We start from the raw sequence: 24,004 nt of genomic DNA on the forward strand, positions 1-24,004 counted from the left end.
CCGTCAGCCCTTCCCGTACAGCCGGTCGAGCCGCTCGTAGTAGTTCTCGCGGATCTTGTGGCGGCGGATCTTCAGGGTCGGGGTCATCATGCCGTTCTCGGTGGTGAACGGTTCGGTGGCCACCTGGAACCGCCGCACCTTCTCGATCTGGGCGAGGTCCGTGTTCACCCGGTCGATGGCCGCCGACAGCGCCTTGCGGAATCCCTCGTCCTCGGCCAGCACCGAGAGGTTGGCGGTCTTGCCGTTGGCCGAGGCCCACTCCTCCACGAAGCTTTCCTCCGGCACCACCAGCGCGACCAGGTAGGGGCGCTTGTCGCCGTAGACCATGGCCTGAAGGATCTCCGGCTGCAGGGTCAGCTTGCCCTCGATGCGGGCCGGCGAGATGTTGTCGCCGCCGGAATTGACGATGATGTCCTTCTTGCGGTCGGTGATGACGATATAGCCGTCCTCGTCGATATGGCCGACATCCCCGGTGTACAGCCAGCCGTCCTTTATGGTGGCGGCGGTGGTGTCCGGGTCGTGCCAGTAGCCCTTCATCAGCAGGTCGCCGGCGACCAGGATCTCCCCGTCCTCGGCGATCTTCACCTGCACGCCCTTCAGCGGCGGACCCACCGTGTGGATCTTGATCCGACCCGGCGGGTTGGCCGAGACCACGGGCGACGCCTCGGTCTGGCCGTAGCCCTGCAGCAGGTTCACGTTGAGGGCGAGAAAGAACTTTCCGATATCGGGGTTCAGCGGCCCGCCGCCGGAGACGAAGGCCTTGAGCCGGCCGCCGAAGCGCTGGGACACCTTCTTGCGGACCAGCTTGGACAGGATCCAGTCGTAGACCCGCTCCCACAGGGAGAGGCTGTCGGGATCCTCGTAGCGCTTGCGGCCCAGGCGGACGGCCTCGTGGAACATCTTGGCCGACTTGCCGCCCTGGCGCTCGACGCCGCGCAGGATGCGGTCGTGCAGCACCTCGTAGAGTCGTGGCACGGCGGTCATGATGGTCGGCCGCACCTCCTGCAGGTTGGCGGCGAGCTGGTCCGGCCCCTCGCAGTAGTAGATCTGCGCGCCGATGGAGATCGGGAAGAACAGGCCGCAGGTGTGTTCGTAGGAATGCGACAGCGGCAGCAGCGACAGGAAGATCTCGTCGCCCAGGTCGTATTCCTTGAGCAGGTGATAGGCGCCGTCGCAGTTCGCCAGGAGCGAGCGGTGGGTCAGCATCACGCCCTTCGGCCGGCCGCCGGTGCCCGAGGTGTAGATGAAGCAGGCGGTGTCGTCCTTGGCGAGGCCGGCGGCCAGGGCCGGGATGTCGGTGCCGTCTCCGTCGCCGAGCGCCATCACCTCGTGCCAGCCATGCAGGTCGACGCCGCCGGCGGTGGTGTCGGCCGGTTCCTCGATGGTGATCACGATGCCGCAATTCTCGGAGCTGCGGGCGGCGGGTATCACCCGGCGGGCCAGACGCGAGGTGCTCACGATCGCGGCCTTGGCCCCTGAATGGTCGAGAATGTAGAGGTGGTCGTCGGTGGTATTGGTCGTATAGGCGGGGACCGTGATCGCGCCGATCGACATCACCGCCAGGTCGACCACCGCCCAGTCCGGCCGGTTGTCGGACACCACGACCACCCGGTCGCCGGGCTCGATGCCGATCTTGATCAGCCCCCGGGCGAGGCGGATCACCTGGTCGCGGGTCTCGCCGTAGCTCCAGGAGGTCCACTGCCCGTCGATCTTGGCCCACAGGAACGGCTTCCCGCTGAGGGCCTCGGCCTGGCCGAAGAACATCGTCGGCAGGTTGGTGATGGCGGCGTAATCCATGCGGTTTCCCCCGTTCGGCCTTCGTTGCCGCATTCTTTGCAGACTTAACGGCCGTTCTGTGACGTTTGCCACGGCTCTTGGTCGAGAATGCACATCCCTGTTCGGCCCGACGGTTGGCGCCGCCGGTCCGAACCTCTATATCGCGTTAAGGGGCGGCGATGCCAAGTCGCCGTTGACCTTACGTTTCGGAAACCACCCGAAGGACTCGCCCGATGCCGGACGCCTCGACCCTCGGTCCCCTGCCGCAATGGGACCTCGCCGACCTCTATCCGAGCCCGGACGGGCCGGAACTCGCCGGCGATCTTGAGCGCTCCGCCGACAAGGCGAAATCCTTCCGCGCCTCGCTGGAAGGCAAGGTGGCCGGGCTGAGCGGCGCCGATCTCGCCGCCGCCATCGCCGAATACGAGGCGATCGAGGAAGTGCTGGGCCGGATCATGTCCTACGCCCATCTGCGCTATGCCGGCGACATGTCGGATCCGGAGATCGGCAAGTTCTATCAGTCGATGCAGGAGAAGGTGAACGCGATCAGCACCGAGCTGCTGTTCTTCACCCTGGAGATCAACCGCATCGCCGAGGCCGATCTGGCCGCCAAGATGGACGACCCCGCCCTGGCGCATTACGCGCCGTGGCTGCGCGAGGTGCGGGCGTTCCGCGACCACCAGCTCTCCGACGAGCTGGAGCAGATGCTGCACGAGAAATACGTCGCCGGCCGCGCCGCCTGGACCCGGCTGTTCGACGAGACCATGGCCCGCCTGCGCTTTCCGTTCGATGGCGAGACCCTGACCACATCGGAAATCCTCGACAAGCTGAGCCACCGCGATGGCGCGGTCCGCAAGAAGGCGGCCGAGAGCCTGTCCCAGGTGCTGGGCGAGAATGTCGGCCTGTTCGCGCTGATCACCAACACGCTCGCCAAGGACAAGGCGATCGACGACAAGTGGCGCCACTACAAGCGCCCGATCTCCGGCCGCAACCTGTCCAATGCGGTCGAGGACGAGGTCGTCGACGCCCTGGTCGAGGCCGTGCGCGACGCCTATCCGAAACTGTCGCACCGCTACTACGCCATCAAGGCGAAGTGGTTCGGTCGCGACAAGCTCGACTACTGGGACCGCAACGCGCCGCTGCCGAACGACGACGACGCGTCCATTTCCTGGGACACGGCGCGCGACACGGTGCTGGATGCCTATGCGGCCTTCTCGCCCGATCTCGCGGCGGTTGGCAGGAAGTTCTTCGACAACCCGTGGATCGATGCGCCGGCCCGGCCGGGCAAGGCATCCGGCGCCTTCGCCCATCCCACGGTGCCGGCGGCGCACCCCTATCTGCTGCTGAACTACCAGGGCAAGACCCGGGACGTGATGACCCTGGCCCACGAACTGGGCCATGGCGTGCATCAGGTGCTGGCCGGCCCGCAGGGGCATCTGATGTCGGACACCCCGCTGACCCTGGCCGAGACCGCCAGCGTGTTCGGCGAGATGCTGACCTTCCGCTCGCTGCTCGCCCAGCGCACCGACCCGGCCCAGCGCAAGGTGATGCTGGCCGGCAAGGTGGAGGACATGCTGAACACGGTGGTCCGCCAGATCGCCTTCCACACCTTCGAGGAGCGGGTGCACGACGCCCGGGCCGAGGGCGAACTGACCCCGACCCAGCTTGGCGACATCTGGATGGAGGTGCAGCGCGAGAGCCTGGGTCCGGCGTTCAACTTCGAGGACAGCTACCGGGTCTTCTGGTCCTACATTCCGCACTTCATCCATTCGCCGTTCTACGTCTACGCCTATGCCTTCGGCGACTGCCTGGTGAACTCGCTCTACGCGGTCTACCAGGACGCCGAGCAGGGCTTCGCCGAGAAGTATCTCGACATGCTCAAGGCCGGCGGCACGCTGCGGCACAAGGAGCTGCTGGCCCCGTTCGGCCTCGACGCCTCCGACCCGGCCTTCTGGAGCAAGGGGCTGACGGTGATCGAGGGAATGATCGACGAGCTGGAGCAGATGGACTGAGCCGACCCGGGCGGCGGGGGCGGACGGCGACAGCTGCGCACCCGTCGCATGGCTCGGTCCCATGATTGGTGCTTTTCTAACCGACTGATCGGGCGCATCTTTCAGGAATAGTCGCGTCACCCGGTCGCGGCAGCCTTGCCGGACCGAGCCGATGCCGTCTGACGCCTCCAATACACCTCCCGGTCCCCCCGTGACGGTCGATGCCGCCGCGGTGCGCGGGATTGTCCTGCAGATCGTCGCCGTCGCCGGGTTCTCGGCGATGGGCATGATGATCAAGCTGCTGGAGGGCCGCTATCCGACCTCCGAGGTCATCCTGTTCCGCTGCTGGCCGGCGCTGATCCCGCTGCTGTTCTATCTGCCGATGCAGGGCGGGTTTTCGGCGCTGAAGACCCGGCGTCCGGGCTGGCACTTCGTGCGGACGGCCTCGGGGCTGGTCTCCATGTTCGTCGGCTTCTACGCGCTGTCGCAGATGGCGCTGGCCGATTACGTGGCGATCTCCTTCACCGCGCCGCTGTTCGGCACGCTGCTGTCGATCCCGCTGCTGGGCGAGCGGGTGGGCGTGTGGCGGCTCGGCGCCGTCGCCGTCGGCTTCGCCGGCGCGGTCGTCACCCTGGGGCCGCTCACGGGGACGCTCGATCCGGTCGCCCTGCTGGCGGTCGGATCGGCGCTGGGCTACGGCGTGGCGATGATCTCCATGCGCAAGCTGGGAGCCACCGACAAGTCGGCGGCGACGGTGTTCTATTTCACGGTCGGCAGCGGGGTGGTCAGCCTGTGTCTGCTCGCCATGCCGGGTCAGTGGGTCACGCCGACCGCCGAGGATCTCGCCATCCTCATGGGCATCGGCCTGCTCGGCGGCGTGGCGCAGATCTTCATGACCGAGGCGTTCCGTCTCGCGCCGCCCTCGGTGGTGGCGCCGTTCGACTACACCGCGATGATCTGGGCCATGGCCTTCGGCTTCCTCGTCTTCGGCACGATCCCCGGCTGGAACGTCTTCGTCGGCGCCGGGCTGATCGCCGCGTCCGGCCTCTACATCATCCACCGCGAGCGGGTGCGCGGCATCAAGCGCGGGAAGATCAAGGGAAGCAGTTTGTAGACTAGCTTCGCTCCATTTCGTCATCCCGGACGACTCCGGACTTGATCCGGAGGCGGGCCGGGACCTTGCCGGGAACGCGGGGTCCCGGCCGACGCCCGGGTCGAGCCCGGGCCTCCGGGATGACGGGTAATCCGCTACGGCATCACCCGAAGTGCCTTCTCGAAGAAGTCCGGCGCGCCGAAATTCCCGGACTTGAGCGCCAGGGCGATCGGCTCGGCCGTGCCCAGGGTCACCGTCCCCGGCACACCAGGGTCGATCTGCGCGCCGATATGCAGGCCGGTGACGCCCAGGGCCGAGACCACGGCGCCCGACGTCTCCCCGCCGGCGACCACGAGACGGCGCACCCCGTCCTCGTCCACCAGGGCTTTGGCGATCTGCGCCACCGCGCCCTCGACCATCTCGCCTGCCTCCGCGCGGCCGAGCCGCTCCTGGATCGCCTTCACCGTTTCCGGCGGGGCCGAGGCGTAGATCAGCACCGGCCCGTCGGCGATCCGCGCGCGGGCGAAGGCGAGGGCCTCTCCCACCACGTCGGCGCCGTCGGCGAGTTTGAGCGGGTCGATGTTGAAGGCGGGGTGGGCCTTCTCCCACTCCGCGATCTGGCCGAGGGTCGCCGCCGAGCAGGACCCGGCGACCACCGCCGCCTTGCCGGCGATCGCTGGCACCTCGTTCGAGCCGGCGGACGCCTTGAGCAGGCCGCGCTTGCGATAAGCCTCGGGCAGACCGATGGCGATGCCGGAGCCACCGGTGATCAGGTCGAGATCGGCCAGCGCTTCGCCGGCGGTGTGGAGCTGGTCGTCATCCACCGAATCGAGGATGGCATAGCCGTAGTCGTCCCGCCGCAGATCCGCGACCTTGGCGCGGATGGCCTCCACCCCGCGCTGGATGTCCTGGTGCTGGATCAGGCCGACCTTGCGCTCCGTCTGGCGGCCGAGCACCCGCACCAGATTGCTGTCGGTCATCGGGGTCAGCGGGTGGTGGCGCATATGGGTGTCGGAGAGGAGCTGGTCGCCGACGAACAGATGGCCCTTGAAGATCGTCCGCCCGGTCTCCGGAAAGGCCGGGCAGGCGATGGTGAAATCGGCGCCCAGCCGGTCGAGCAGGGCGTCGGCCACCGGTCCGATATTGCCCTCGTCCGTGCTGTCGAAGGTCGAGCAGTATTTGAACAGGAAGCGCTGGCAGCCCGCCTGTTTCAGCCAGTCCAGCGCGGCGACGGACATCTGCACCGCCTCGGCCGCCGGGTTGGTGCGGGATTTCAGCGCGACGACGATGGCGTCCACGTCGGGCACGTCGGTGTCCGGTCCCGGCACGCCGATGAGCTGCACCGTCCGCATGCCGCCGCGCACCAGATTGTTGGCAAGGTCGGTCGCCCCGGTGAAGTCGTCGGCCACGCAGCCCAGGATTGGTGCCATTCGGTCCTCCCGATCGTCGCTTTTGTGATGGACGCCTCCGGGGCCTTGGCCGCGCCCGGTCGCCCGCGTATCGTTGGCGCAAATCATAAGGACACGGGATCGGGACGCCATGGTGAAATTCGCCGCCAATCTGTCGATGATGTTCAACGAGGTGGATTTCCTCGACCGCTTCGACGCCGCCCAGATGGCCGGCTTCGACGGGGTGGAATTCCTGTTCCCCTACGAGCACGAGGCGGTGGAGATCCGCGCCAAGCTGGAGGCCGCCGGCCTGACCCAGGCGCTGTTCAACCTGCCGCCGGGCGACTGGACCAAAGGTGAGCGCGGGCTGGGCGCCATGCCGGGCCGCGAGGAGGAGTTCGACGCCGCCATCGACACCGCGCTCGCCTATGCCGAGGTGATCGGCAACGAGTTGCTGCACGTGATGAGCGGCATCATGACCGACGGCATGACGCCGGAAGCCTGCACCGACACGCTGGTGTCGAACCTGAAGCGCGCCGCACCCAAGGCGGCGGCGGCGGGGAAGACCCTGATCATCGAGCCGATCAACACCCGCGACATTCCGGGCTATTTCCTGAACTATCAGGAGCAGGCCCGGACCATCATCGAGGCGGTGGGCGCCGACAATGTCGGACTGCAGTTCGACTTCTACCACTGCCAGATCATGCAGGGCGACACCGCCAAGACCTTCGAGAAGCACCTGGACATCATCCGCCACGTGCAGATCGCCGGCGTGCCCGACCGGCACGAGCCGAATATCGGCGAGGTCAACTATCCCTACCTGTTCGAGACCATGGACAGGCTTGGCTATGACGGCTGGGTCGGCTGCGAGTACCGCCCCAAGGCGGGGACGGTGGAAGGCCTGGGCTGGTTCAAGGCGCTGACCCGCTGACCGCCGAAACAGAAAAAGACCTGATGAGGGGACGGATACCATGAAGATCGCGATCACCGGCGGCGCCGGATTCCTCGGCAAGAAGCTCGCCCGCGCCCTGCTCGACGACAACGAACTCGGGGTCGAGGAGGTGGTGCTGGCCGACATGGTCGCCGCTCCGGACGAGCTGACCGAAGACGGCCGCGTGCGCTCAGTGGTCGGCGACGTCACCGACCCGGACCTGCTGGCCGACGCGATCCGCGGCGATACCGACAGCGTGTTCCACCTCGCCGCCGTCGTCAGCGCCGGGGCGGAAGCGGATTTCGATCTGGGCATGGCGGTGAACCTGGATGCCACCCGCACGATCCTGGAACTGGCCCGCAAGCACGGCAACAAACCGAGGATGGTGTTCTCCAGCTCCTGCGCGGTGTATGGCGGCGACCTGCCGGACGTGGTGACCGACAACCAGCAGATCACCCCGCAGAACTCCTACGGCGTGCAGAAGGCGATCGGCGAGCTGCTGGTCAACGACTACGCGCGCAAAGGCTACGTGGACGGCCGCAGCCTGCGCTACCCGACGGTGGTGGTGCGGCCGGGCAAGCCGAACAAGGCGGCCTCCACCTTCGCCAGTTCGATCATCCGCGAGCCGCTGCAGGGCGACGAGGCGATCTGTCCGGTCGCGCCGGAGACCGAGATGTGGCTGGCCAGCCCGCGCACCATCGTCGCCAACACGCGCCACGCCCATGACCTGGACGGTGCGGCCTTCGGGCCGTGGCGCACGGTGCCGCTGCCCGGCTTCACCGCCACGGTGAAGGGCATGGTCGACGCGCTGGCGGAGGTCGCCGGCCCCGATGTCGCGGCGCGGGTGAAATGGCAGAAGGATCCGGCGATCGAGAAGATCGTCTACGGATGGCCGGCCCGGCTGGAGACCAAGCGGGCCGAGGCCATGGGCTTCAAGCGCGACACCGACATGCAGAGCATCATCCGCGCTTTCATCGAGGACGAGCTCGGCGGCAAGGTGGCGTAAGCCGCCTCAGGCGGGACCCATGCCCTTCTCGGCGAGTTCCTTCCTCGCGCTCTCGTTCTTCTCCAGATCCGCCATGCCCATGCCGCGCAGCACGGCGTCGGTCTTGGAGAACTGGATGTTGTCGTAGGGCACGATCTCGATCCGGTTGCCCCACGGGTCGAGGAAATCGAGGAAGCGTCCGGGCAGGACCTGGACGCCCTCGCGGGTCAGGGCCTCGCGCACCGCGTCGCGGTCGTCGACCACCAGCCCGAAATGCCGGCCGTCGTCCGGCGACTGCCGGCGGCCCTGCTGCATCGCCAGGAACTGGTCGCCCAGATCGATGAAGGCGGAGGTCTCGCTCTTGCTGCGGAGCTTGAAATCAAAGATTTTTCCGTAGAATTCCAGGGCCTCGTCGATATTGCCGACCTCCAGGGCCACGTGATTGAAGCCGACGGCGCGCGCCTTGCGGGGGACGGTCATGGCAGTCTCCTTAAAACAAGTTCTGCCTTGATATATTGCGTGCGCCGGACCGTACAAGGTCTCAGGGGCTGGGGGCCTTCGATCGGTGGTAGTGGGCACGGGCCTTGGCCCGGTTGCCGCAACTCTGCATCGAGCACCAGCGCCGGTTGCCGCCGCGGCTCTCGTCCAGGAACAGCCAGCCGCAGCCCTTGCCCTGGCACTCCTTCACTTTGGCCAGTCGCTCAGGGTCGACCAGCAGGTCGGCGGTGTCTCGGGCCAGCGCGGCCTTCAGCACGGCGAGACCGGTCGCCTCCTCCTGCAGCGCCCAGCGATAGCCGTCGGGTCCTTTGGTCAGGCTCCGGCGGTCGCCGCCCTGGCCCAGCGCCCGGTTCAGGACCGCCAGATCGCCGCTGCGGGGACTGCCGGTGATCAGCCGGTACAGGGCCTCGCGCAGGTCGCGCAGCCCGGCAACGGCCGCGTCGGTCAGATGCATCGGCGGCCGGTCGAGCGCCAGGGCGAGCCAGGCATCCACCGCCTCGCCGCCGGTCAGAAACTCGGCCGGGTTGGCAGACGTCCGCCAGTCCACCGTGTTGACGAAATCCAGACACAGGAGCCCGCCGCCGGTGTAATACCCGGCCAGCAGCGGATTGTCGGAGCGCTTCGTCAGCTTCATGTTGTCTATGACTATATAACCGGTTAGAGGGTTGTCCATGAAATCCGACACCCCATCCGTGATCTTCACCTGGGACGGCGTCCGGCGCGGTGCGCGGATGTGCTTGCCGCTGGCCTTCGCGTCGTTCTTCGGTGGTCTCGGCTTCGGGATTCTGGCCGGCGACACCGGACTCAGCCTCGCCCAGGCGATGGGCATGAGCGCGCTGGTCTTCGCTGGTGCCTCGCAGATGGTGGCGATGGATGTCTGGACCTTCCCGCCGGCCGTGCTCGGCCTCGCCATCGCCGCCTTCGCCATCAACATCCGCCACGTGGTGATGGGCGCCGCCCTGCGGCCCTGGCTGAGGGGCTTGCCGCTGCTGCGCTCCCACGCCGCCCTGCTGATGATGACCGACGCCAACTGGGCCCAGGCCATGGCGGTCCGGCGCAAGGGCGAGCTGGACGGCGCCATTCTGGTCGGCAGCGGCCTGGTCATGTGGCTCGGCTGGGTGTCCGGCACCGGCGTGGGGCAGGCGGCGGGCAACCTGATCGCCGATCCCAAGACCTTCGGCGTGGACATGATCGTGCCGGCCTTCTTCGCCCTCACCCTGCCCTCGCTCTGGCCGGGCGTGCGCCACCTGCATCCCTGGGTCGTCGCGGCGGCGGTGGCGGTCGTGGTCCACGCGCTCCTGCCGCACGGGACCTGGCACGTGGTCGCCGGCGGTCTCGTCGGTGCGGCGGTCGGAGGGCTGAGCCGTGAGTGAGGACGCGCTGGTCTGGCTGTCGATCCTGGCCATGGCGGTGGCGACCTGGGTGACTCGGATTTCCGGCTTCTGGCTCATGGGCCTGGTGCCGGAGGGCGGCTTCGTGCGTCGCGCGCTCAACCACCTGCCGGGCGCGCTGGTGGTCTCGATCCTGGCGCCGATCGTGATCGACGGCGGCTGGGCGGCGGCGGTCGCGATCGCCGTAGCCGTCGCGATTCTGCGGGCCGGGATCACCGCGATCTTCGCGCTGTTCGGCGCATTGGCCGCGGTCGCCCTGATCCGGCTGGTGGTGTAGCCTGCCGCTCCCCCCAACCTGACCGCAGGGAGCCGGGCCGATGGCCGACGAAATCGACTACGAGATCGAGGGCGACTTCTCGCCGATGCTGACCATCACGCTCGATCCGGGCGAGGCGGTCCAGGCCGAGGCCGGCGCCATGGTGATGATGGAGCCGGACATCACCATGTCGACCGAGATGCCCGGCGGCTTCTTCGGCAGCATCCTGCGCAAGGTCTCCGGCGAGACCTTCTTCATGACCTTCTTCGCCAACGAGGGCCGTCAGCGCCGCCGGGTGTCCTTCGCCTCGCCGATGCCGGGGCAGATCCGGCCCCTGGATCTGGCCAAGCAGGGCGGCGCCTTCTACTGCCAGCGCCGGGCCTATCTGGCCTCGGCGCGCGGCATCGAGATCACCGTTGCGCTGACCAAGCGGCTGACCTCCGGCCTGTTCGGCGGCGAGGGGCTGATCCTGCAGAAGCTGGAGGGCGACGGCTGGGCCTTTCTCGGCGCCGGCGGCACCCTGATCGAGCGCCAGCTCGCGGCGGGAGAGACCCTGACGGTGGATACCGGCTGCCTGGTCGGCTTCTCGTCGACCTGCGACTACGACATCGCGTTCCAGCGCGGTGTCAAGAACCTGGTGTTCGGCGGCGAGGGCCTGTTCGTCACCCATATCAGCGGCCCCGGCACGGTGATCATTCAGACCCAGCCGATCGCCGAACTGGCCCTGGCCCTGCACGACCTCATCCCCAAGGAGCAGCGCTCGGGGGAGTAGCCCTCTCCTCCCTTCCCGTCATCCTGATGCAAATCAGGAAGACTGGGACGGGGGACGATCGTGCTCCACTGCCGCCGCGCTACCCGCTCGCCTGCACGAAGCGCATGCGGTCGTTGCGGATCTGGATGGCGGTCAGCACGCCAGTGAACACCGCGCCGGTGTCCAGGTTGATGCGGTGGCGCCGGATCGTCGGCTCCTCGAAGGGCTCCTCCGGGGTGTGGCCGTGCACCACCACCACCTCGAACGGCCAGCCGTCCTCCGGTTCCAGGAAGGCGTCGCGGATCCAGGTGACGATCTCCTCGGGCTGGTCCTCCAGCGGCCGGCGCGGATCGAGCCCGGCATGGACGAAGACCCAGTCGCCGATCCGGTGCATCGGCACCATGCGGGCCACCGCCTCGGCGACGATCTCCGGCATGTTCCGGCGCAGGGTGTCGACGATCCGGTCCGGCCGGTCCGAGGCGGCGACGGCGAAATCGTGCCAGGTCTCCACCGCCCCGTTGGACTGCCAGACATGGAGCTCGTCCACGTGGAGGGTCTCCTCCAGCGCCGCCTTCAGCCAGACGTCGTGGTTGCCGAGCAGCAGGACGTCCTCCACCGGCACCCGTTCGTCGCAGAACATGGCCAGCCCGCCGGCGGCGAGACCCAGCGTGTCCTTCACATACGGGCCACGGTCGATCAGGTCGCCGAGAAAGATGTTGGTCACCCGCTCCACCCCCGGGCCGGACACGTCCTCCGATAGGGCTTCCAGCAGCGGTTCGAGAAGATCGGCGCGCCCGTGAACGTCGCCGATGGCGCAGATCAGGTGGTCTGAGGCGGCGGGCTTGGGTGTTTCGAGCCATTCGCCGTGGGATATGGAAATCATGGGCATAAATGAACACGCCGCCGGGTCGATTGTGAAGCTTTCTTGAAGTCTGAGACGTGTTGATCTGGATCACTGTACGGTTGCGGCAGCTCTGCTGCATTGCACAATGACAGGGGTCAATCGGGGGCGGTTCGCGGCCGCGCCCTTCACAGACACGGGACCGGCTCATGAAACTCTCGCTCCATGGTAAGAAGGGGCTCGTCGTCGGCATCGCCAACGACCGCTCCATCGCCTTCGGTTGCGCCCAGGCCTTTCGCCAGGCCGGTGCCGACCTGGCGGTCACCTATCTGAACGACAAGGCCCGGCCCTATACGGAGCCGCTGAGCGCGGCCCTGGGGGCTGAGCTGTTCCTGCCCTGCGACGTGCGCGAGGAGGGGCAGGTGGAGGCGCTGTTCGCGGCGCTGGCAGAGCGCTGGGGAAAGCTGGATTTTCTGCTGCACTCCATCGCCTTCGCGCCGCGCGAGGACCTGCACGGACGGGTCACCGACTGCTCGCGCGAGGGGTTCGACATGGCGATGAACGTGTCCTGCCATTCCTTCATCCGCATGGCCCGGCACGCCGAGCCGCTGATGAAAGACGGCGGTGCGCTGATGACCATGAGCTATTACGGCGCCGAGAAGGTCGTCGACCGCTACAACCTGATGGGACCGGTGAAGGCGGCGCTGGAGGCGAGCGTGCGCTACCTGGCGGTGGAACTGGGGCCCAAGAACATCCGGGTCTATGCGGTGTCGCCCGGCCCGCTGAAGACCAGGGCGGCGTCGGGGATCGACCGGTTCGACGAGCTGATGGACCAGGCGGCGGCCCGGGCGCCGAACCACGCGCTGGTCACCATCGAACAGGTCGGCGACGTTGCCGCCTTCCTCGCGTCGGAGGCCGCGGCCGGGATGACCGGCAACGTGGTCTATGTGGATAACGGCTACAACGTGGTGGGCTGAGCCCCCGGTGTTGGAACAGAGGGAGCGCACGATGGCTTACGATACCGATCTTGCCGCCAAGACCGTCAGCGCACCGGATGCCGCCGACAGTCTGGACGACGCCAGCACCCTCGTGCTGGGCATGGGCGTGGCGATGCCGCCGGCCTTCATGGCGGCCCTGGCCGAGCGGGCGCGGGAGCGCCGGGGGCTGAGCCGATTGAACCTCTACTACATGCACGCCAGCAGGGCGGCGACCGAGACGATCCTGAAGCCGGAGCTGATGGACGTGCTCAAGCTCAACGTCCTGTTCATGAGCGGCCACGACCGGGCCTTCGCCGAGGAGGGACTGAAGCGGGGCGAAGTCTGGGTGCATTTCGTGCCCTCCATGTTCCACCAGGTCGGCCGCCTGTTGACCGAGCAGATCCGGCCCGACACCTTCGTGACCACCGTCTCGCCGATGGACCGCTCGGGGCATTTCAGCCTGGGCACCAACCCGGACTATGCCGCCGAGCTGGTGCGCAAGGCGCGGCGGGTGATCGTCGAGGTCAACCGCAACATGCCGCGCACCTTCGGCGAGAACCTGCTGCATATCAGCCAGGTCGACGCGGTGATCGAGCATGACGCGCCGCTGATGGAGCTGCCCTCGCACGCGCCGGGGCCGGAGGATCTTCTCATCGGCAAGTCGATCGCCGCGCTGATCCCGAACGAGGCGACGCTGCAGATGGGGGTCGGCGGGGTGCCGGAGGCGGTGCTGGCGGAGCTGCGCGGGCACAAGCGGCTCGGCCTGCATTCCGAACTGCTGTCGCCGCCGATGATCGAGCTCATGCGCCGCGGGGTCCTGACCGGCGAGGCCAAGACGATCATGCGCTACAAGCACGTCTTCACCTTGGCCCTCGGCGATGCCGACATGTACGACTTCATGGACGACAACCCGTCCATCGTCGGCTATCCGGCGACCTGGGTGAACAACCCGGCGGTGATCCGCAAGAACCGCCACATGATCTCGGTGAACGCCGCCCTGCAGGTCGACCTGACCGGACAGGTGAATTCCGAGGCGCTGAACGGCCACCAGTTCAGCGGCACCGGTGGCCAGCTCGACTTCGTGCGAGGCGCCTATCTGGCCCCCCACGGCAAGTCGTTCATCGCCCTGCATTCGACCGCCAAGGGCGGCTCGGTCAGCCGGATCGTGCCGCAGCTCGCCAACACCACCGTCACCGATCCGCGGGTGGACACCCAGTTCATCGTCACCGAATTCGGCATGGCGGATATGAAGGGCCGGTCGCTGAGCGAGCGCGCCCGGTCGCTGATCGCCATCGCGCACCCGGATTTCCGGGACTCGCTGGCGGCGGAGGCGAAGGAGATCGGGCTGATGTGAGGCACCCGCCCGACATCAGCCGTCCTCCTGGTGCGATTCAGGATCAGGCTTCCGCTCCCCCGCCGTCATCCTGATGCAAATCAGGATCAAGCCCCTGGCGTCGCAACCTGCTCCGACCGCCGCCCGTCGGTACCTGTGACCGGCCTCCGGCGCAGGGTCCTGACTTTCGTCAGGACGACGGAGAGGGGTGGACAGAGCTTGGCAAGGTCCTGATTTGTAGGGACGACGGGTACAATTACCGCCGGTCCGTCACGTCCCCATCCCGTCGCTCAGCGCCCGCAGCAGCGCCAGCATCGCGCCGTTCATCGGGGTGGGGATGCCGTGCCGCGCGCCGGCGCGGACCACGGCGCCGGTCAGCGCCTCGGCCTCCAGGCGGCGGCCGGCCAGCGCGTCGAAATACATCGACGAGCCGGCATCGTGCGGGAAGGTGAGGACCAGGCGCTGGGTATCGGCGGCGACACTGGCCGGCAGGCCGGCTCCTTCCGCCTCGGCGACGGCGGCCGCTTCCTCCAGCAGCGCCGTGGTGAGGGTCTGGATGTCCTCGCGCTGCAGCACCCCCTGGCGCTGACGGGTCAGGGCGGTGACCGGGTTGACCACGATGTTGATCAGCAGCTTCTGCCACTGCCGGGCGGTGAAATCGGGCGCGCGCACCGCCTGGATCGGCGTGCCCTCGAGCAGGTCGATGAAGGCCTGGGCGGTGTCGGTGTCCGGCAGGGCGATGTCGGCGTCGCTGATATGGCGCATGCGCACATGGTCGTCGGCGATCCGCTCGCCGTTGTAGTAGACGATCACCGGCAGGGCCTCCGCACCGCCGGCATAGGAGGCGATCCGCTCGGCGTGGTCGATGCCGTTCTGCATGACGGCGACGGTGGTATCCGGTCCGCACAGCGCGCGCAGCCAAGCGCCGGCGCCGTCGGTGTCCTGGGCCTTGGTGGTCAGCAGCACCCAGTCGACCGGGGAGGCGTCCGCCGGATCGGTCAGCACGGTCATCGCCACCTCGACGCTCTCGTCGGGCAGGTCGACCCGCATCCGCTCCAGCGGGCGGCGGCCGCAGGCGATCACGTCGTGCCGGCCGGCATGGGTCAGCGCGCCGGCGGCCGCACCGCCGATGCCCCCGAGGCCGATGACGGCGACACGCTGACGCGAGGAAGCGGTGGAGGTCATGGGCGATCCTGGGTCCGGTTGCAGTGGGCGCAGTTGACGGCATGGCGCCCGCGCGGCGCAACCCGCTTTTCGCTACTGCACAATCGCCGGGGTATTCGGTGGGAAATCAGCGGGGCGATCAGTGGGGCGATCAGCGGGGCAATCCGGGGGCTTTCGCGGCGGCCTGCCTGCGCTACTCTCGCCGCGGCACTCGCCAAGAACGCGATCCAGGAGGAAACCATCATGCTGTTCGACGTGCGCAAATACACCTGCCGTCCCGGCACCATCGGCAAACATCTCGAGCTCTACGAGCGCCTGGGCAAGGCGCCCCAGGCCAAGCATCTGGGCGACCCGGTGCTCTACGCCAAATGCGAGACCGGCGACCCGAACTGCTACATCCACATCTGGGCCTATGAGAGCGCGGGCGACCGTGAGGCCAAGCGCGCCGCCATGTGGAAGGATCCGGACTGGATCGCCTATACCCAGGAGAGCGCCAAGCTGGGCGCCCTGGAGAAGCAGGAGAACAGCCTGTTCAACGACGTGAGCTTCTATCCGTACAAGCGCTGAGCGGCTTTACGCCTCATCGTCATCCCGGCGAGCTCCGGGCTTGACCCGGAGATCGGCCGGGACCCGGTTCGAGTGACGGGGCCTGGGTCCCGGGCGCCTTCCGGATCAAGTCCGGGCGGCCCCGGGATGACGATCGGGAAGTCTTAAACCACGGCCCCGTCCCGCGCCGTCACCCGGCCGCCCTTGACCACGAGCGCGCGCATCGGCCGGTCGACCACCGCCTCGGCCAGGGTCTCGGCCGCGACCGCCACGAAATCCGCCCGCGCGCCGATCTCCAGCCCGTAGGGTCCGTACCCGATCGCCTGGGCGGCAGCGCCGGCGCACAGGTCGAAGGCGAGCGCGATCCCGGCGTCGGTGCGCAGGCCCGCCCGATAGGCCACCAGCATCGCCCGCTCCAGCATGTCGCCGTTGCCGAAGGGCGACCAGGCGTCGCGGACGTTGTCCGACCCGGCGAAGACCCGCACCCCCGCCTCGCGCAGCTTCACCACCGGGATCAGGTGTCCGGTCCCGGGGGCGCTGGTCAGGATCGCCACGTCGGCATCGCGCAGGTCGGCGATGGTGAGGTCGAGCGTGCGGTCGTCCACGGTGGCCAGCGCGAAGGCATGGCTGACCGTCACCTTTCCCTGCATCCCCAGGGCCGCGGTCCGCTCGGCGATGGCGCGCAGCTCCAGCGCGCCGCGATGCCCCGGGTCGTGCAGGTGGATGTCCACCCCGACCCCGTGCTTCTCGGCGAGGCGGAAGATCACGTCGAGATGCCCCTCCATGTCGCCCTCGATCCCGACCGGATCGATGCCGCCGATCAGCTCCGCCCCCTCCGACAGGGCGGCGTCCAGCAGATCGGCGACGCCGGGCGCGATCAGGACGCCGGACTGCGGGAAGGCGACGAGCTGCACGTCGACGATGCCGGCAAAGGCTTCGCGCGCCGCCAATACCTGGTGCAGGTGGTCCAGCTTGCTCTCGGGGTCGATATCCACGTGGCTTCGCAGGGCGACCGTGCCGTTCGCCGCCTCGCGGGCCAGGAAGTTCCTCGCCCGCTGCTCCACCGACAGGGCGAGGTCTGACCGCCCGTCCTTCTCCGCCGCGATCCGGTGGGGCACGGTCGGCCCGGCCCGGTGCGGTCGCCAGGGCAGGCCGAGGAAGGTCTTGTCCAGGTGGATATGCCCGTCGATCAGCCCCGGCAGCACCAGCTTGCCGCCCAGATCCTCGCCGTCGGTCCCGCCGGGCGCGTCGAAGGCGGCGAACAGGCCGTCGCGGATCGTGATGTCGACGGTCCCGCGATCGGGCAGGCGGGCGTTGCGGAAGCGGGTCTCGGTCATCCGGCGGATCCTTGGCGGTGGGGCGGGGTCTTCAGGTATCGCGTCGGCGGGGCGCCGAGGGTGCGGCGGAACATGGCGATGAAGGCGCTCGGGCTGGCATAGCCGAGGTCGAGGGCGACGGCCGTCACCGGCTCGCCGGCGGCCAGCCGCTCCAGGGCGGCGAGCAGGCGGCGGCGCTGGCGCCAGCGGCCGAAGGACATCCCCGTCTCCCCCTGGAACAGCCGGGCCAGGGTGCGGGTGCTGGCCCCCGCCCGTTTGCCCCAGTCGGCCAGGTCGCGCCCGTCCGCCGGATCGGCGATCAGCGCGTCGGCCACGGCCAGCGCCCGGCGGTCGCGCGGCAGCGGCAGGTCGAGCGGGGCCGAGGGCAGGTCCGCCAGCTCGTCGGCCAGCACCGCCACCAGCCGGGCCTCGGCGCCGGTCTCCGGATAGTCCCGGGGCAGCGCCACCACCCGGGAGATCAGCGCCCGCACCAATGTCGGGACCGACACCACCCGGCAGCGCGGCCCGATCGGCACGCAGGCGTCGCGGCGCAGGTAGAGCGTGCGCATGGCCACGGCAGAGGCGGCGCGGACTTCGTGCACCACCCCGGCGGGCACCCACACCGCGTAGCCCGGCGGCACGATCCAGGCGCCGTCGTCGGTGCGCACCGTCATCACCCCGCGCTCGCCATGGACCAACTGGTCGCGATCGTGCTGGTGCCAGCCGGTGGAATGGCCGGGCACGTAGTCGACCGCATAGCCGACGATCGCCTTCGGCCAGTGCTGGCGGTCGCGGACGTCCGGGCTGCCGCCGCCGGGGCTGACCCGGTTCCGGGTGTCTTGTCCTGTTTGCAACATCGATTGACAGTCTGTCGAAGGACGGCAAGGCGGACAAGATGGAGGATGGGGCGTCATCGCTCGCGGGAGGATTGCATGCGTCTCGACACCCGGTTCCTGTTTCTCAACATCGGCCACGCGGTCGACCATCTGATGATGCTGCTGTTCCCCGCCGTGGCGGTGATCATGGCGGCGGAGATGGGGGCGAGCTACGCCGAGATCCTGGTGCTCTCCACTGGTGGGTTCATCGCGTTCGGGGCGTTCTCTCTGCCGGCGGGTTGGCTGGCGGATCGCTGGAGCCGGGAGACCATGCTGGCGGTGTTCTTCGTCGGCATCGGCGCCACCACGGCGTTGACCGGCCTGGCCCAGGAGCGCTGGCAGATCGCGGTCTGCCTGTTCCTGATCGGCATGTTCGCGGCGATCTATCACCCGGTCGGCATCGCCATGGTCAGCCAGGGTGCCGCGGCGGCAGGCGGCAAGGTCGGAAAGCGGCTCGGGGTGAACGGGGTCTGGGGCAACATGGGTGTGGCCGCCTCGGCCCTGGTCGCCGGGGCGCTCGCCGATCTGGCGGGCTGGCGCTTCGCCTTCGTGGTGCCGGGCTGCCTCGCGGTGGCGATCGGCGTGCTGTGGATGTTGCATTGCCGCTCGGCGGCGGGGCAGGCGGCGACCCATGCGGGCACCGTGGCGCGCAAGACGGGGGCGCAGCCCGCCGCCGACTGGAAGACGGTGCTGGCGGTGGTCTTCGTCGCCACGGCGTTCGGCGGCTTCATCTTCAACGCGACCACGATCTCGCTGCCCAAGGTGTTCGACGACAAGCAGGTGGCGTCGCTGGCGGTGAGCGGGACGGAGGCCGGCTCGCTGATCGCCCTGGTCTATGCGGTCGCTGCCTTCACCCAGATCGCGGTCGGCCATCTGATCGACCGGTATTCGACCAAGCTGGTGTTCCTGCTGCTCGCGCTCGGCGACGTGGCGGTGTTCCTGGTCGCGGCCCAGGCGACCGGCTCGGTGATGCTGGCGGTGTCGCTGGCGATGATGATGTTGGTCTTCGGTCAGATCCCGATCACCGACACCCTGATCGCCCGCAACACGCCGGAGCACTGGCGCGGCCGGGTCTATGCGATCAAGTACGTGCTGTCCTTTGCCATCGCGGCGACGGCGGTGCCGGCGATCTCGGGGCTGCACGCCTTCGGGGCCGGGTTCTCGACGCTGTTTCTCATCTGCGCCGGGTGCGCGGCGGTGATCACGGTGGCGGTGATCTTCCTGCCCCGCACCCGCCCGCTCGCGGCGCCGCAGCCGGGGGAGTGAGGGGAAGCACCAACCCGTTTGCCGTCTTCCCGGACCTGCGTCGGGACCGAGGGCGACGCTTGCTGGAGCGTTTCAGGGAAGACCTCGAACGCTCCAGCCGCTCCTGTCCTGGATCCCGGCTCAAGGCCGGGAAGACGATGGGGGTAGTTTGGTCCCCCTAGAAGATCTTCCCCGGGTTCATGACGCCGTCGGGGTCGATGGCGGCCTTGATGGCCTGCATCAGGGCGACCCGGCTCGGCGGGGTGTAGCGGCGGAAGTCCTCGCGCTTGAGGCCGCCGATGCCGTGCTCGGCGGAGAAACTGCCGCCGAACTCGGCGCAGAGCGCGCTGATCCGGTCCGACATGTCGCCCTTGCGCTGGCCCCAGGCCGCGTCGCTCATGCTCTCCGGCTTGCGGATGCCGTAGTGGATGTTGCCGTCGCCCATATGGCCGAAGGTGTTGAGTTGCACGCCCTCCAGCTCGCGCTCGCACATCTCCCTGGCCTGGGCCAGGAATTCCGCCACCCGGCTCACCGGGACCGACACGTCGCAGGAAATCGACCCGCCCTCGCGCCGGCCGGCCTCGGCCTGTTCCTCGCGGATGCGCCAGATCTGGGCGCGCTGGGTCTCGCTCTCGGCGATCACGCCGTCGGTGACCAGGCCGTTCTCCATCGCCTCGCCGAAGATCGCCTCCAGCTTGCCGCGCAGGTCGTCGATCTCCGACGACGTCGCCATCTCCATCAGCACGTACCAGGGCGAGGGCGTGTCGATGGGATCGACGATGCCCTCGATGTGCTTCATCGCCAGATCGATGCAGCGCCGGGGCATCAGCTCGAAGGCGATGACGGTGTCGCCGGACAGCTCGCGGGCGCGCGACAGCAGGGTCTGGGCGGCTTCCGGAGTGGGCACCGACAGCATCGCCGTCTCGCGCAGCTTCGGGGCCGGCATCAGCCGCATGGCGGCGGCGGTGATGATGCCGAGCGTGCCCTCGGCGCCGATGAACAGCTGCTTGAGGTCGTAGCCGGTGTTGTTCTTGCGCAGGGTGTTCAGCCCTTCGAATACGGTGCCGTCGGGCAGCACCACTTCCAGCCCCAGCACCTGCTCGCGGGCATTGCCGAACTTGATCGTGTTGTTGCCGCCGGCATTGGTCGAGAGCGTCCCGCCAACGGTGGACGAGCCTTCGGAGGCGAGCGACAGCGGATACAGGCGCCCGACCTCGGCGGCGGCCTGCTGCAGGGTCTGGATCACGCAGCCGGCCTCGGCCACCAACGCGAAATTGTCGGCGTCCAGCGCGCGAATCTTCGTCATGCGGTCGAGGGAGACCACGATCGACGGCTGCGGTTCGGTCGGGATCGACCCCAGGACCAGGCCGGTATTGCCGCCCTGGGCCGTCACGGCGATGCCGGCGCCGTGGCAGAGGCGGACGACCCGGGAGACCTGCTCGGTGCTGTCCGGGCGGGCGACCAGCAGGGCCTCGCCGACCGTGCCGCCGCGCCAGTCGGTGCGGTATTTCAGAGTGTCGGTGGGCTCCTCGAGCCACCCCTTGTCGCCGAGAACCTGCTTGATCTGGCTGATCGCCTCGACAATGGCCTTGGCCGGAACGGACGACGGCGCGTCGACGTTCATCTGCTTCCTCCGGGTATGATCTTGTTTGTTTCGGCGATCATGCGGCGGCCGGAGCGCGGGAACAAGCCCGCGTCCGCTACCCGGCCACGCGGGGAGCGGTGGTGGCACGGGAAGCGGGCGCAGGCTCCGCCGGTAGGAGTCGGTCGGCGGGAAACGGGGGGCTCAGCGGCCGGTCAGTTCAGGGCGCCGTGGCAGTGCTTGTACTTCTTGCCGGAGCCGCAGGGGCAGGGCGCGTTGCGCTGGACCTTGCCCCAGGTGGAGGGATCCTTCGGATCGGCGCTGACCCGGGAGGAGGCGGAACGCTGGGGCGGGGGCACACCGTCGGTGCCGGTGGCCCGCAGCTCCTGATCGTCCTCCACGGTGCCGATCACGTCGCTGGCCAGGGCCGGATCGGCCCGGGTCTCGTGCATCTCGTGGGCCAGCCGCTCGGCGGCCATCCGCGCCTCGATCTCCTCCGGAGACTGGGTGCGGATCTCCAGATGCGACAGCATGGATGTCACCTGGCCGCGCAGGTCTGCCAGCATCGCCTCGAACAGGGAGAAGGCCTCGCGCTTGTACTCGTTCAGCGGGTCCTTCTGGGCATAGGCGCGCAGGTTGATGCCCTGGCGCAGGTGGTCGAGCGAGAGCAGGTGGTCCTTCCACTGCTGGTCCAGCAGTTGGAGCAGGAGCTGCTTCTCGGCCATGCGCATCAGGTCGCGGCCGAAATTGACGGTCTTCTCCGCCATGCGCCGGTTGGAGGTGTCGCGGATGCGCTCCAGGATCTCGCGCTCGGCGATGCCCTCTTCCTTGCCCCAGTCCTGCACCGGCAGGTTGAGGCCGAGCAGGCGCAGCACCTCGGCATGCAGCCCGTCCAGGTCCCACTGTTCGGAGTAGGTGCCTTCCGGGATCGCCCGGGCGACGATGTCCTCGATCACCTCGTGGCGCATGTCGGTGACCATCTCGTGGACGTCCGGCTGGCGCATGATCTCGCGGCGCTGCTCGTAGACGACCTTGCGCTGGTCGTTCATGACGTCGTCGAACTTCAGGAGCTGCTTGCGGATCTCGAAGTTGCGCGCCTCGACCTTCTGCTGCGCCTTCTCCAGCGCCTTGTTGATCCAGGGATGGACGATCGCCTCGCCGTCCTGCAGGCCCAGCTTCTTCAGCATGCCGTCCATGCGGTCGGACCCGAAGATGCGCATCAGGTCGTCTTCCAGGGACAGGAAGAACTTCGAGCGGCCCGGATCGCCCTGACGGCCGGAACGGCCGCGCAGCTGGTTGTCGATGCGCCGGCTCTCGTGACGCTCGGTGGCGATCACGCACAGGCCGCCCTCTTCCAGCGCCTTCTTCTTGCCGGACTCGACGTCGGCGGTGATCTCGGCGGTGATCTGCGCGCGCTTGGCCTCGTCCTCGACGCCGTCGAGCGCCTGGGAGAGGCGCATCTCGATATTGCCGCCGAGCTGGATGTCGGTCCCGCGGCCAGCCATGTTGGTGGCGATGGTCACCGAGCCGGGCCGGCCGGCCTGGGCGATGATGCGGGCCTCCTGCTCGTGGAAGCGGGCGTTCAGGACCTCGTGCGGGATCTTGCGCTGCTTGAGGACCTCGGCGACGGCCTCCGACTTCTCGATCGAAACCGTGCCGACCAGGACCGGCTGACCGCGCAGGCGGCATTCCTCGATCATCTCGACGACCGCGTCGTACTTCTCCCGCGCGGAGCGGTAGACCTCGTCGTCCTCGTCCAGGCGGGCGACCGGGACGTTGGTCGGGATCTCGACGACTTCCAGCTCGTAGATTTCCTGGAACTCGGCCGCCTCGGTCAGCGCCGTGCCGGTCATGCCGGCGAGCTTCGGATAAAGGCGGAAATAGTTCTGGAAGGTGATCGAGGCCAGCGTCTGGTTCTCGTTCTGGACGGTGACCCGCTCCTTGGCCTCCAGCGCCTGGTGCAGGCCGTCGGAATAGCGCCGGCCCTCCATCGCGCGGCCGGTGAACTCGTCGATGATGACGACCTTGTCGTCTTTCAGCATGTAGTCGGTGTCGCGCGAGAACAGCTTGTGGGCGCGCAGGGCCTGGTTGGCATGGTGCACCAGGCTGACATTGTTCACGTCGTAGAGCGCGCCGGTCTGCAGGATGCCGGCCTCGGTCAGCAGACGCTCGATCTCTTCGGTGCCCTCGTCGGTGAGGGCGACGGTGCGCTGCTTCTCGTCCTTCTCGTAATGCTCTTCCTTCAGGCTCGGGATCAGCGCGTCGATCTTGCGGTACAGATCGGAGCTGTCGTCCGCCGGGCCGGAGATGATCAGTGGCGTGCGCGCCTCGTCGATCAGGATCGAGTCCACCTCGTCGACGATGGCGTAATGGAATTCCCGCTGGGCCATGTCCTCCAGCCGGAACTTCATGTTGTCGCGCAGATAGTCGAAACCGAACTCGTTGTTCGTGCCGTAGGTCACATCGCAGGCATAGGCCGCCTTGCGCTGGCTGTCGTCCAGGCCGTGCACGATGCAGCCCACGGTCAGGCCGAGGAAACTGTAGATCCGGCCCATCCAGGCGGCATCGCGCTGGGCCAGGTAGTCGTTCACGGTGACCACATGCACGCCCTTGGCGGGCAGGGCGTTCAGATAGACCGGCAGGGTGGCGACCAGGGTCTTGCCTTCACCGGTCTTCATTTCGGAGATCTTGCCCTGGTGCAGGACGATGCCGCCGAGCAGCTGTACGTCGAAATGTCGCTGCCCGAGGACCCGCTTGGCGGCCTCGCGGACCACCGCGAAGGCCTCCTCCATCAGGTCGTCGACCGTTTCTCCGGCGGCCAGACGCTCCCGGAAGGCCGCGGTTTTGGCCTGGAGCGCCTCGTCGGAGAGCGCGGCCATTTCGCCCTCGAGACCGTTGATGGTCTCGATGTGCTTTCGCAAGCCTTTGAGAATACGATCGTTTTGCGAGCCGAAGAGGGCTCTGGCAATGCCGCCGAACATGGATGGTCCCCGAAAAGTGCGCGCGCCAGCCGACGCGGCGGTTCGAGCAGCAGATTTAGGGGGCGAGACCTGCCCTGTCAACGC

At 68.2% G+C, this 24,004-nt stretch carries 21 protein-coding genes; 11 read left to right on the forward strand and 10 right to left on the reverse strand.

Features of this window, described 5'->3' with window-relative positions:
* Nucleotides 1-3 precede the first annotated feature (3 nt).
* Nucleotides 4-1,797: an AMP-dependent synthetase/ligase gene (locus G578_RS0105095; protein ID WP_028793315.1), complete on the reverse strand. Its 1,794-nt coding sequence runs from the start codon at nt 1,795-1,797 to the stop codon at nt 4-6.
* Between the two features lie 212 nt (nt 1,798-2,009).
* Here G578_RS0105095 and G578_RS0105100 point away from each other — a divergent pair, with 212 nt between their 5' ends.
* Both G578_RS0105100 and G578_RS24835 read left to right on the forward strand, forming a co-directional pair.
* Entirely contained in the window at nt 2,010-3,788 is a 1,779-nt protein-coding gene (locus G578_RS0105100) for a M3 family oligoendopeptidase (protein WP_028793316.1), read from the forward strand.
* Nucleotides 3,789-3,978: 190 nt separating this feature from the next.
* Entirely contained in the window at nt 3,979-4,881 is a 903-nt protein-coding gene (locus tag G578_RS24835) for a DMT family transporter (RefSeq protein WP_051244014.1), read from the forward strand.
* Between the two features lie 134 nt (nt 4,882-5,015).
* On the opposite strand, the gene otnK is transcribed toward G578_RS24835, so the two are convergent.
* Entirely contained in the window at nt 5,016-6,290 is a 1,275-nt protein-coding gene (gene otnK / locus G578_RS0105110) for a 3-oxo-tetronate kinase (protein WP_028793317.1), read from the reverse strand.
* A gap of 109 nt (nt 6,291-6,399) precedes the next feature.
* Between otnK and otnI the strand changes: the two genes are divergently transcribed.
* The gene (otnI, locus tag G578_RS0105115; protein ID WP_028793318.1) at nt 6,400-7,179 is read left to right on the forward strand and encodes a 2-oxo-tetronate isomerase; all 780 of its coding nucleotides are present in this window, start codon (nt 6,400-6,402) and stop codon (nt 7,177-7,179) included.
* A 40-nt stretch (nt 7,180-7,219) separates the two neighbouring features.
* Nucleotides 7,220-8,185 carry a D-erythronate dehydrogenase gene (gene denD, locus G578_RS0105120; protein ID WP_028793319.1) on the forward strand — a complete coding sequence of 322 codons (966 nt, stop codon included), beginning with the start codon at nt 7,220-7,222 and terminating at the stop codon, nt 8,183-8,185.
* Between the two features lie 6 nt (nt 8,186-8,191).
* Here denD and G578_RS0105125 read toward each other — a convergent pair whose 3' ends face one another.
* Nucleotides 8,192-8,644: a VOC family protein gene (locus G578_RS0105125; protein ID WP_028793320.1), complete on the reverse strand. Its 453-nt coding sequence runs from the start codon at nt 8,642-8,644 to the stop codon at nt 8,192-8,194.
* 61 nt (nt 8,645-8,705) lie between these two features.
* Nucleotides 8,706-9,296: a CGNR zinc finger domain-containing protein gene (locus tag G578_RS0105130; protein WP_051244017.1), complete on the reverse strand. Its 591-nt coding sequence runs from the start codon at nt 9,294-9,296 to the stop codon at nt 8,706-8,708.
* A 37-nt stretch (nt 9,297-9,333) separates the two neighbouring features.
* Here G578_RS0105130 and G578_RS0105135 point away from each other — a divergent pair, with 37 nt between their 5' ends.
* From G578_RS0105135 to G578_RS24845, 3 genes are read left to right on the forward strand one after another with little or no spacing between them, the layout of a single operon-like run.
* Nucleotides 9,334-10,035 carry an AzlC family ABC transporter permease gene (locus G578_RS0105135; protein WP_038013649.1) on the forward strand — a complete coding sequence of 234 codons (702 nt, stop codon included), beginning with the start codon at nt 9,334-9,336 and terminating at the stop codon, nt 10,033-10,035.
* Complete coding sequence (locus G578_RS24840) at nt 10,028-10,330, forward strand: AzlD family protein (RefSeq protein WP_038013651.1); 303 nt, start codon at nt 10,028-10,030, stop codon at nt 10,328-10,330. Before G578_RS0105135 ends, G578_RS24840 begins: the two co-directional genes overlap by 8 nt.
* Before the next feature lie 40 nt (nt 10,331-10,370).
* The gene (locus G578_RS24845; RefSeq protein WP_038013654.1) at nt 10,371-11,081 is read left to right on the forward strand and encodes a TIGR00266 family protein; all 711 of its coding nucleotides are present in this window, start codon (nt 10,371-10,373) and stop codon (nt 11,079-11,081) included.
* A gap of 79 nt (nt 11,082-11,160) precedes the next feature.
* On the opposite strand, the gene G578_RS28200 is transcribed toward G578_RS24845, so the two are convergent.
* Nucleotides 11,161-11,943, reverse strand: coding sequence for a metallophosphoesterase (locus tag G578_RS28200; RefSeq protein WP_169400823.1), 783 nt, complete (start codon nt 11,941-11,943; stop codon nt 11,161-11,163).
* A 167-nt stretch (nt 11,944-12,110) separates the two neighbouring features.
* On the opposite strand from G578_RS28200, the gene fabI reads away from it, so the two are divergent.
* Together fabI and G578_RS0105160 are read left to right on the forward strand one after the other, a co-directional pair.
* Complete coding sequence (gene fabI / locus G578_RS0105155) at nt 12,111-12,878, forward strand: enoyl-ACP reductase FabI (protein WP_028793323.1); 768 nt, start codon at nt 12,111-12,113, stop codon at nt 12,876-12,878.
* Between the two features lie 31 nt (nt 12,879-12,909).
* Nucleotides 12,910-14,232, forward strand: coding sequence for an acetyl-CoA hydrolase/transferase family protein (locus G578_RS0105160; protein WP_028793324.1), 1,323 nt, complete (start codon nt 12,910-12,912; stop codon nt 14,230-14,232).
* Between the two features lie 249 nt (nt 14,233-14,481).
* Here the strand turns inward: G578_RS0105160 and G578_RS0105165 are convergent, their stop codons facing one another.
* Entirely contained in the window at nt 14,482-15,396 is a 915-nt protein-coding gene (locus G578_RS0105165; RefSeq protein ID WP_028793325.1) for a 2-dehydropantoate 2-reductase, read from the reverse strand.
* A gap of 222 nt (nt 15,397-15,618) precedes the next feature.
* On the opposite strand from G578_RS0105165, the gene G578_RS0105170 reads away from it, so the two are divergent.
* Nucleotides 15,619-15,942, forward strand: coding sequence for an NIPSNAP family protein (locus G578_RS0105170; RefSeq protein WP_028793326.1), 324 nt, complete (start codon nt 15,619-15,621; stop codon nt 15,940-15,942).
* Nucleotides 15,943-16,085: 143 nt separating this feature from the next.
* Here the strand turns inward: G578_RS0105170 and G578_RS0105175 are convergent, their stop codons facing one another.
* Both G578_RS0105175 and G578_RS24855 read right to left on the reverse strand, forming a co-directional pair.
* Nucleotides 16,086-17,258 (reverse strand): amidohydrolase family protein, encoded by a 1,173-nt coding sequence (locus G578_RS0105175; protein ID WP_028793327.1) that lies wholly within the window; start codon nt 17,256-17,258, stop codon nt 16,086-16,088.
* On the reverse strand, nt 17,255-18,094 hold the full coding sequence (locus tag G578_RS24855) for an AraC family transcriptional regulator (RefSeq protein WP_051244022.1): 840 nt from the start codon (nt 18,092-18,094) through the stop codon (nt 17,255-17,257). Before G578_RS24855 ends, G578_RS0105175 begins: the two co-directional genes overlap by 4 nt.
* A 75-nt stretch (nt 18,095-18,169) precedes the next feature.
* On the opposite strand from G578_RS24855, the gene G578_RS0105185 reads away from it, so the two are divergent.
* Nucleotides 18,170-19,378, forward strand: a complete 1,209-nt coding sequence (locus G578_RS0105185; protein WP_028793328.1) for an MFS transporter — start codon at nt 18,170-18,172, stop codon at nt 19,376-19,378.
* A gap of 157 nt (nt 19,379-19,535) precedes the next feature.
* Here G578_RS0105185 and G578_RS0105190 read toward each other — a convergent pair whose 3' ends face one another.
* Complete coding sequence (locus tag G578_RS0105190) at nt 19,536-20,981, reverse strand: FAD-binding oxidoreductase (protein ID WP_051244024.1); 1,446 nt, start codon at nt 20,979-20,981, stop codon at nt 19,536-19,538.
* Nucleotides 20,982-21,154: 173 nt separating this feature from the next.
* Nucleotides 21,155-23,920, reverse strand: a complete 2,766-nt coding sequence (gene secA / locus G578_RS0105195; RefSeq protein WP_028793330.1) for a preprotein translocase subunit SecA — start codon at nt 23,918-23,920, stop codon at nt 21,155-21,157.
* Nucleotides 23,921-24,004: the final 84 nt, after the last annotated feature.

The organism is Thalassobaculum salexigens DSM 19539 (genome assembly GCF_000423805.1).
In the GTDB taxonomy this organism is placed as follows: domain Bacteria; phylum Pseudomonadota; class Alphaproteobacteria; order Thalassobaculales; family Thalassobaculaceae; genus Thalassobaculum; species Thalassobaculum litoreum.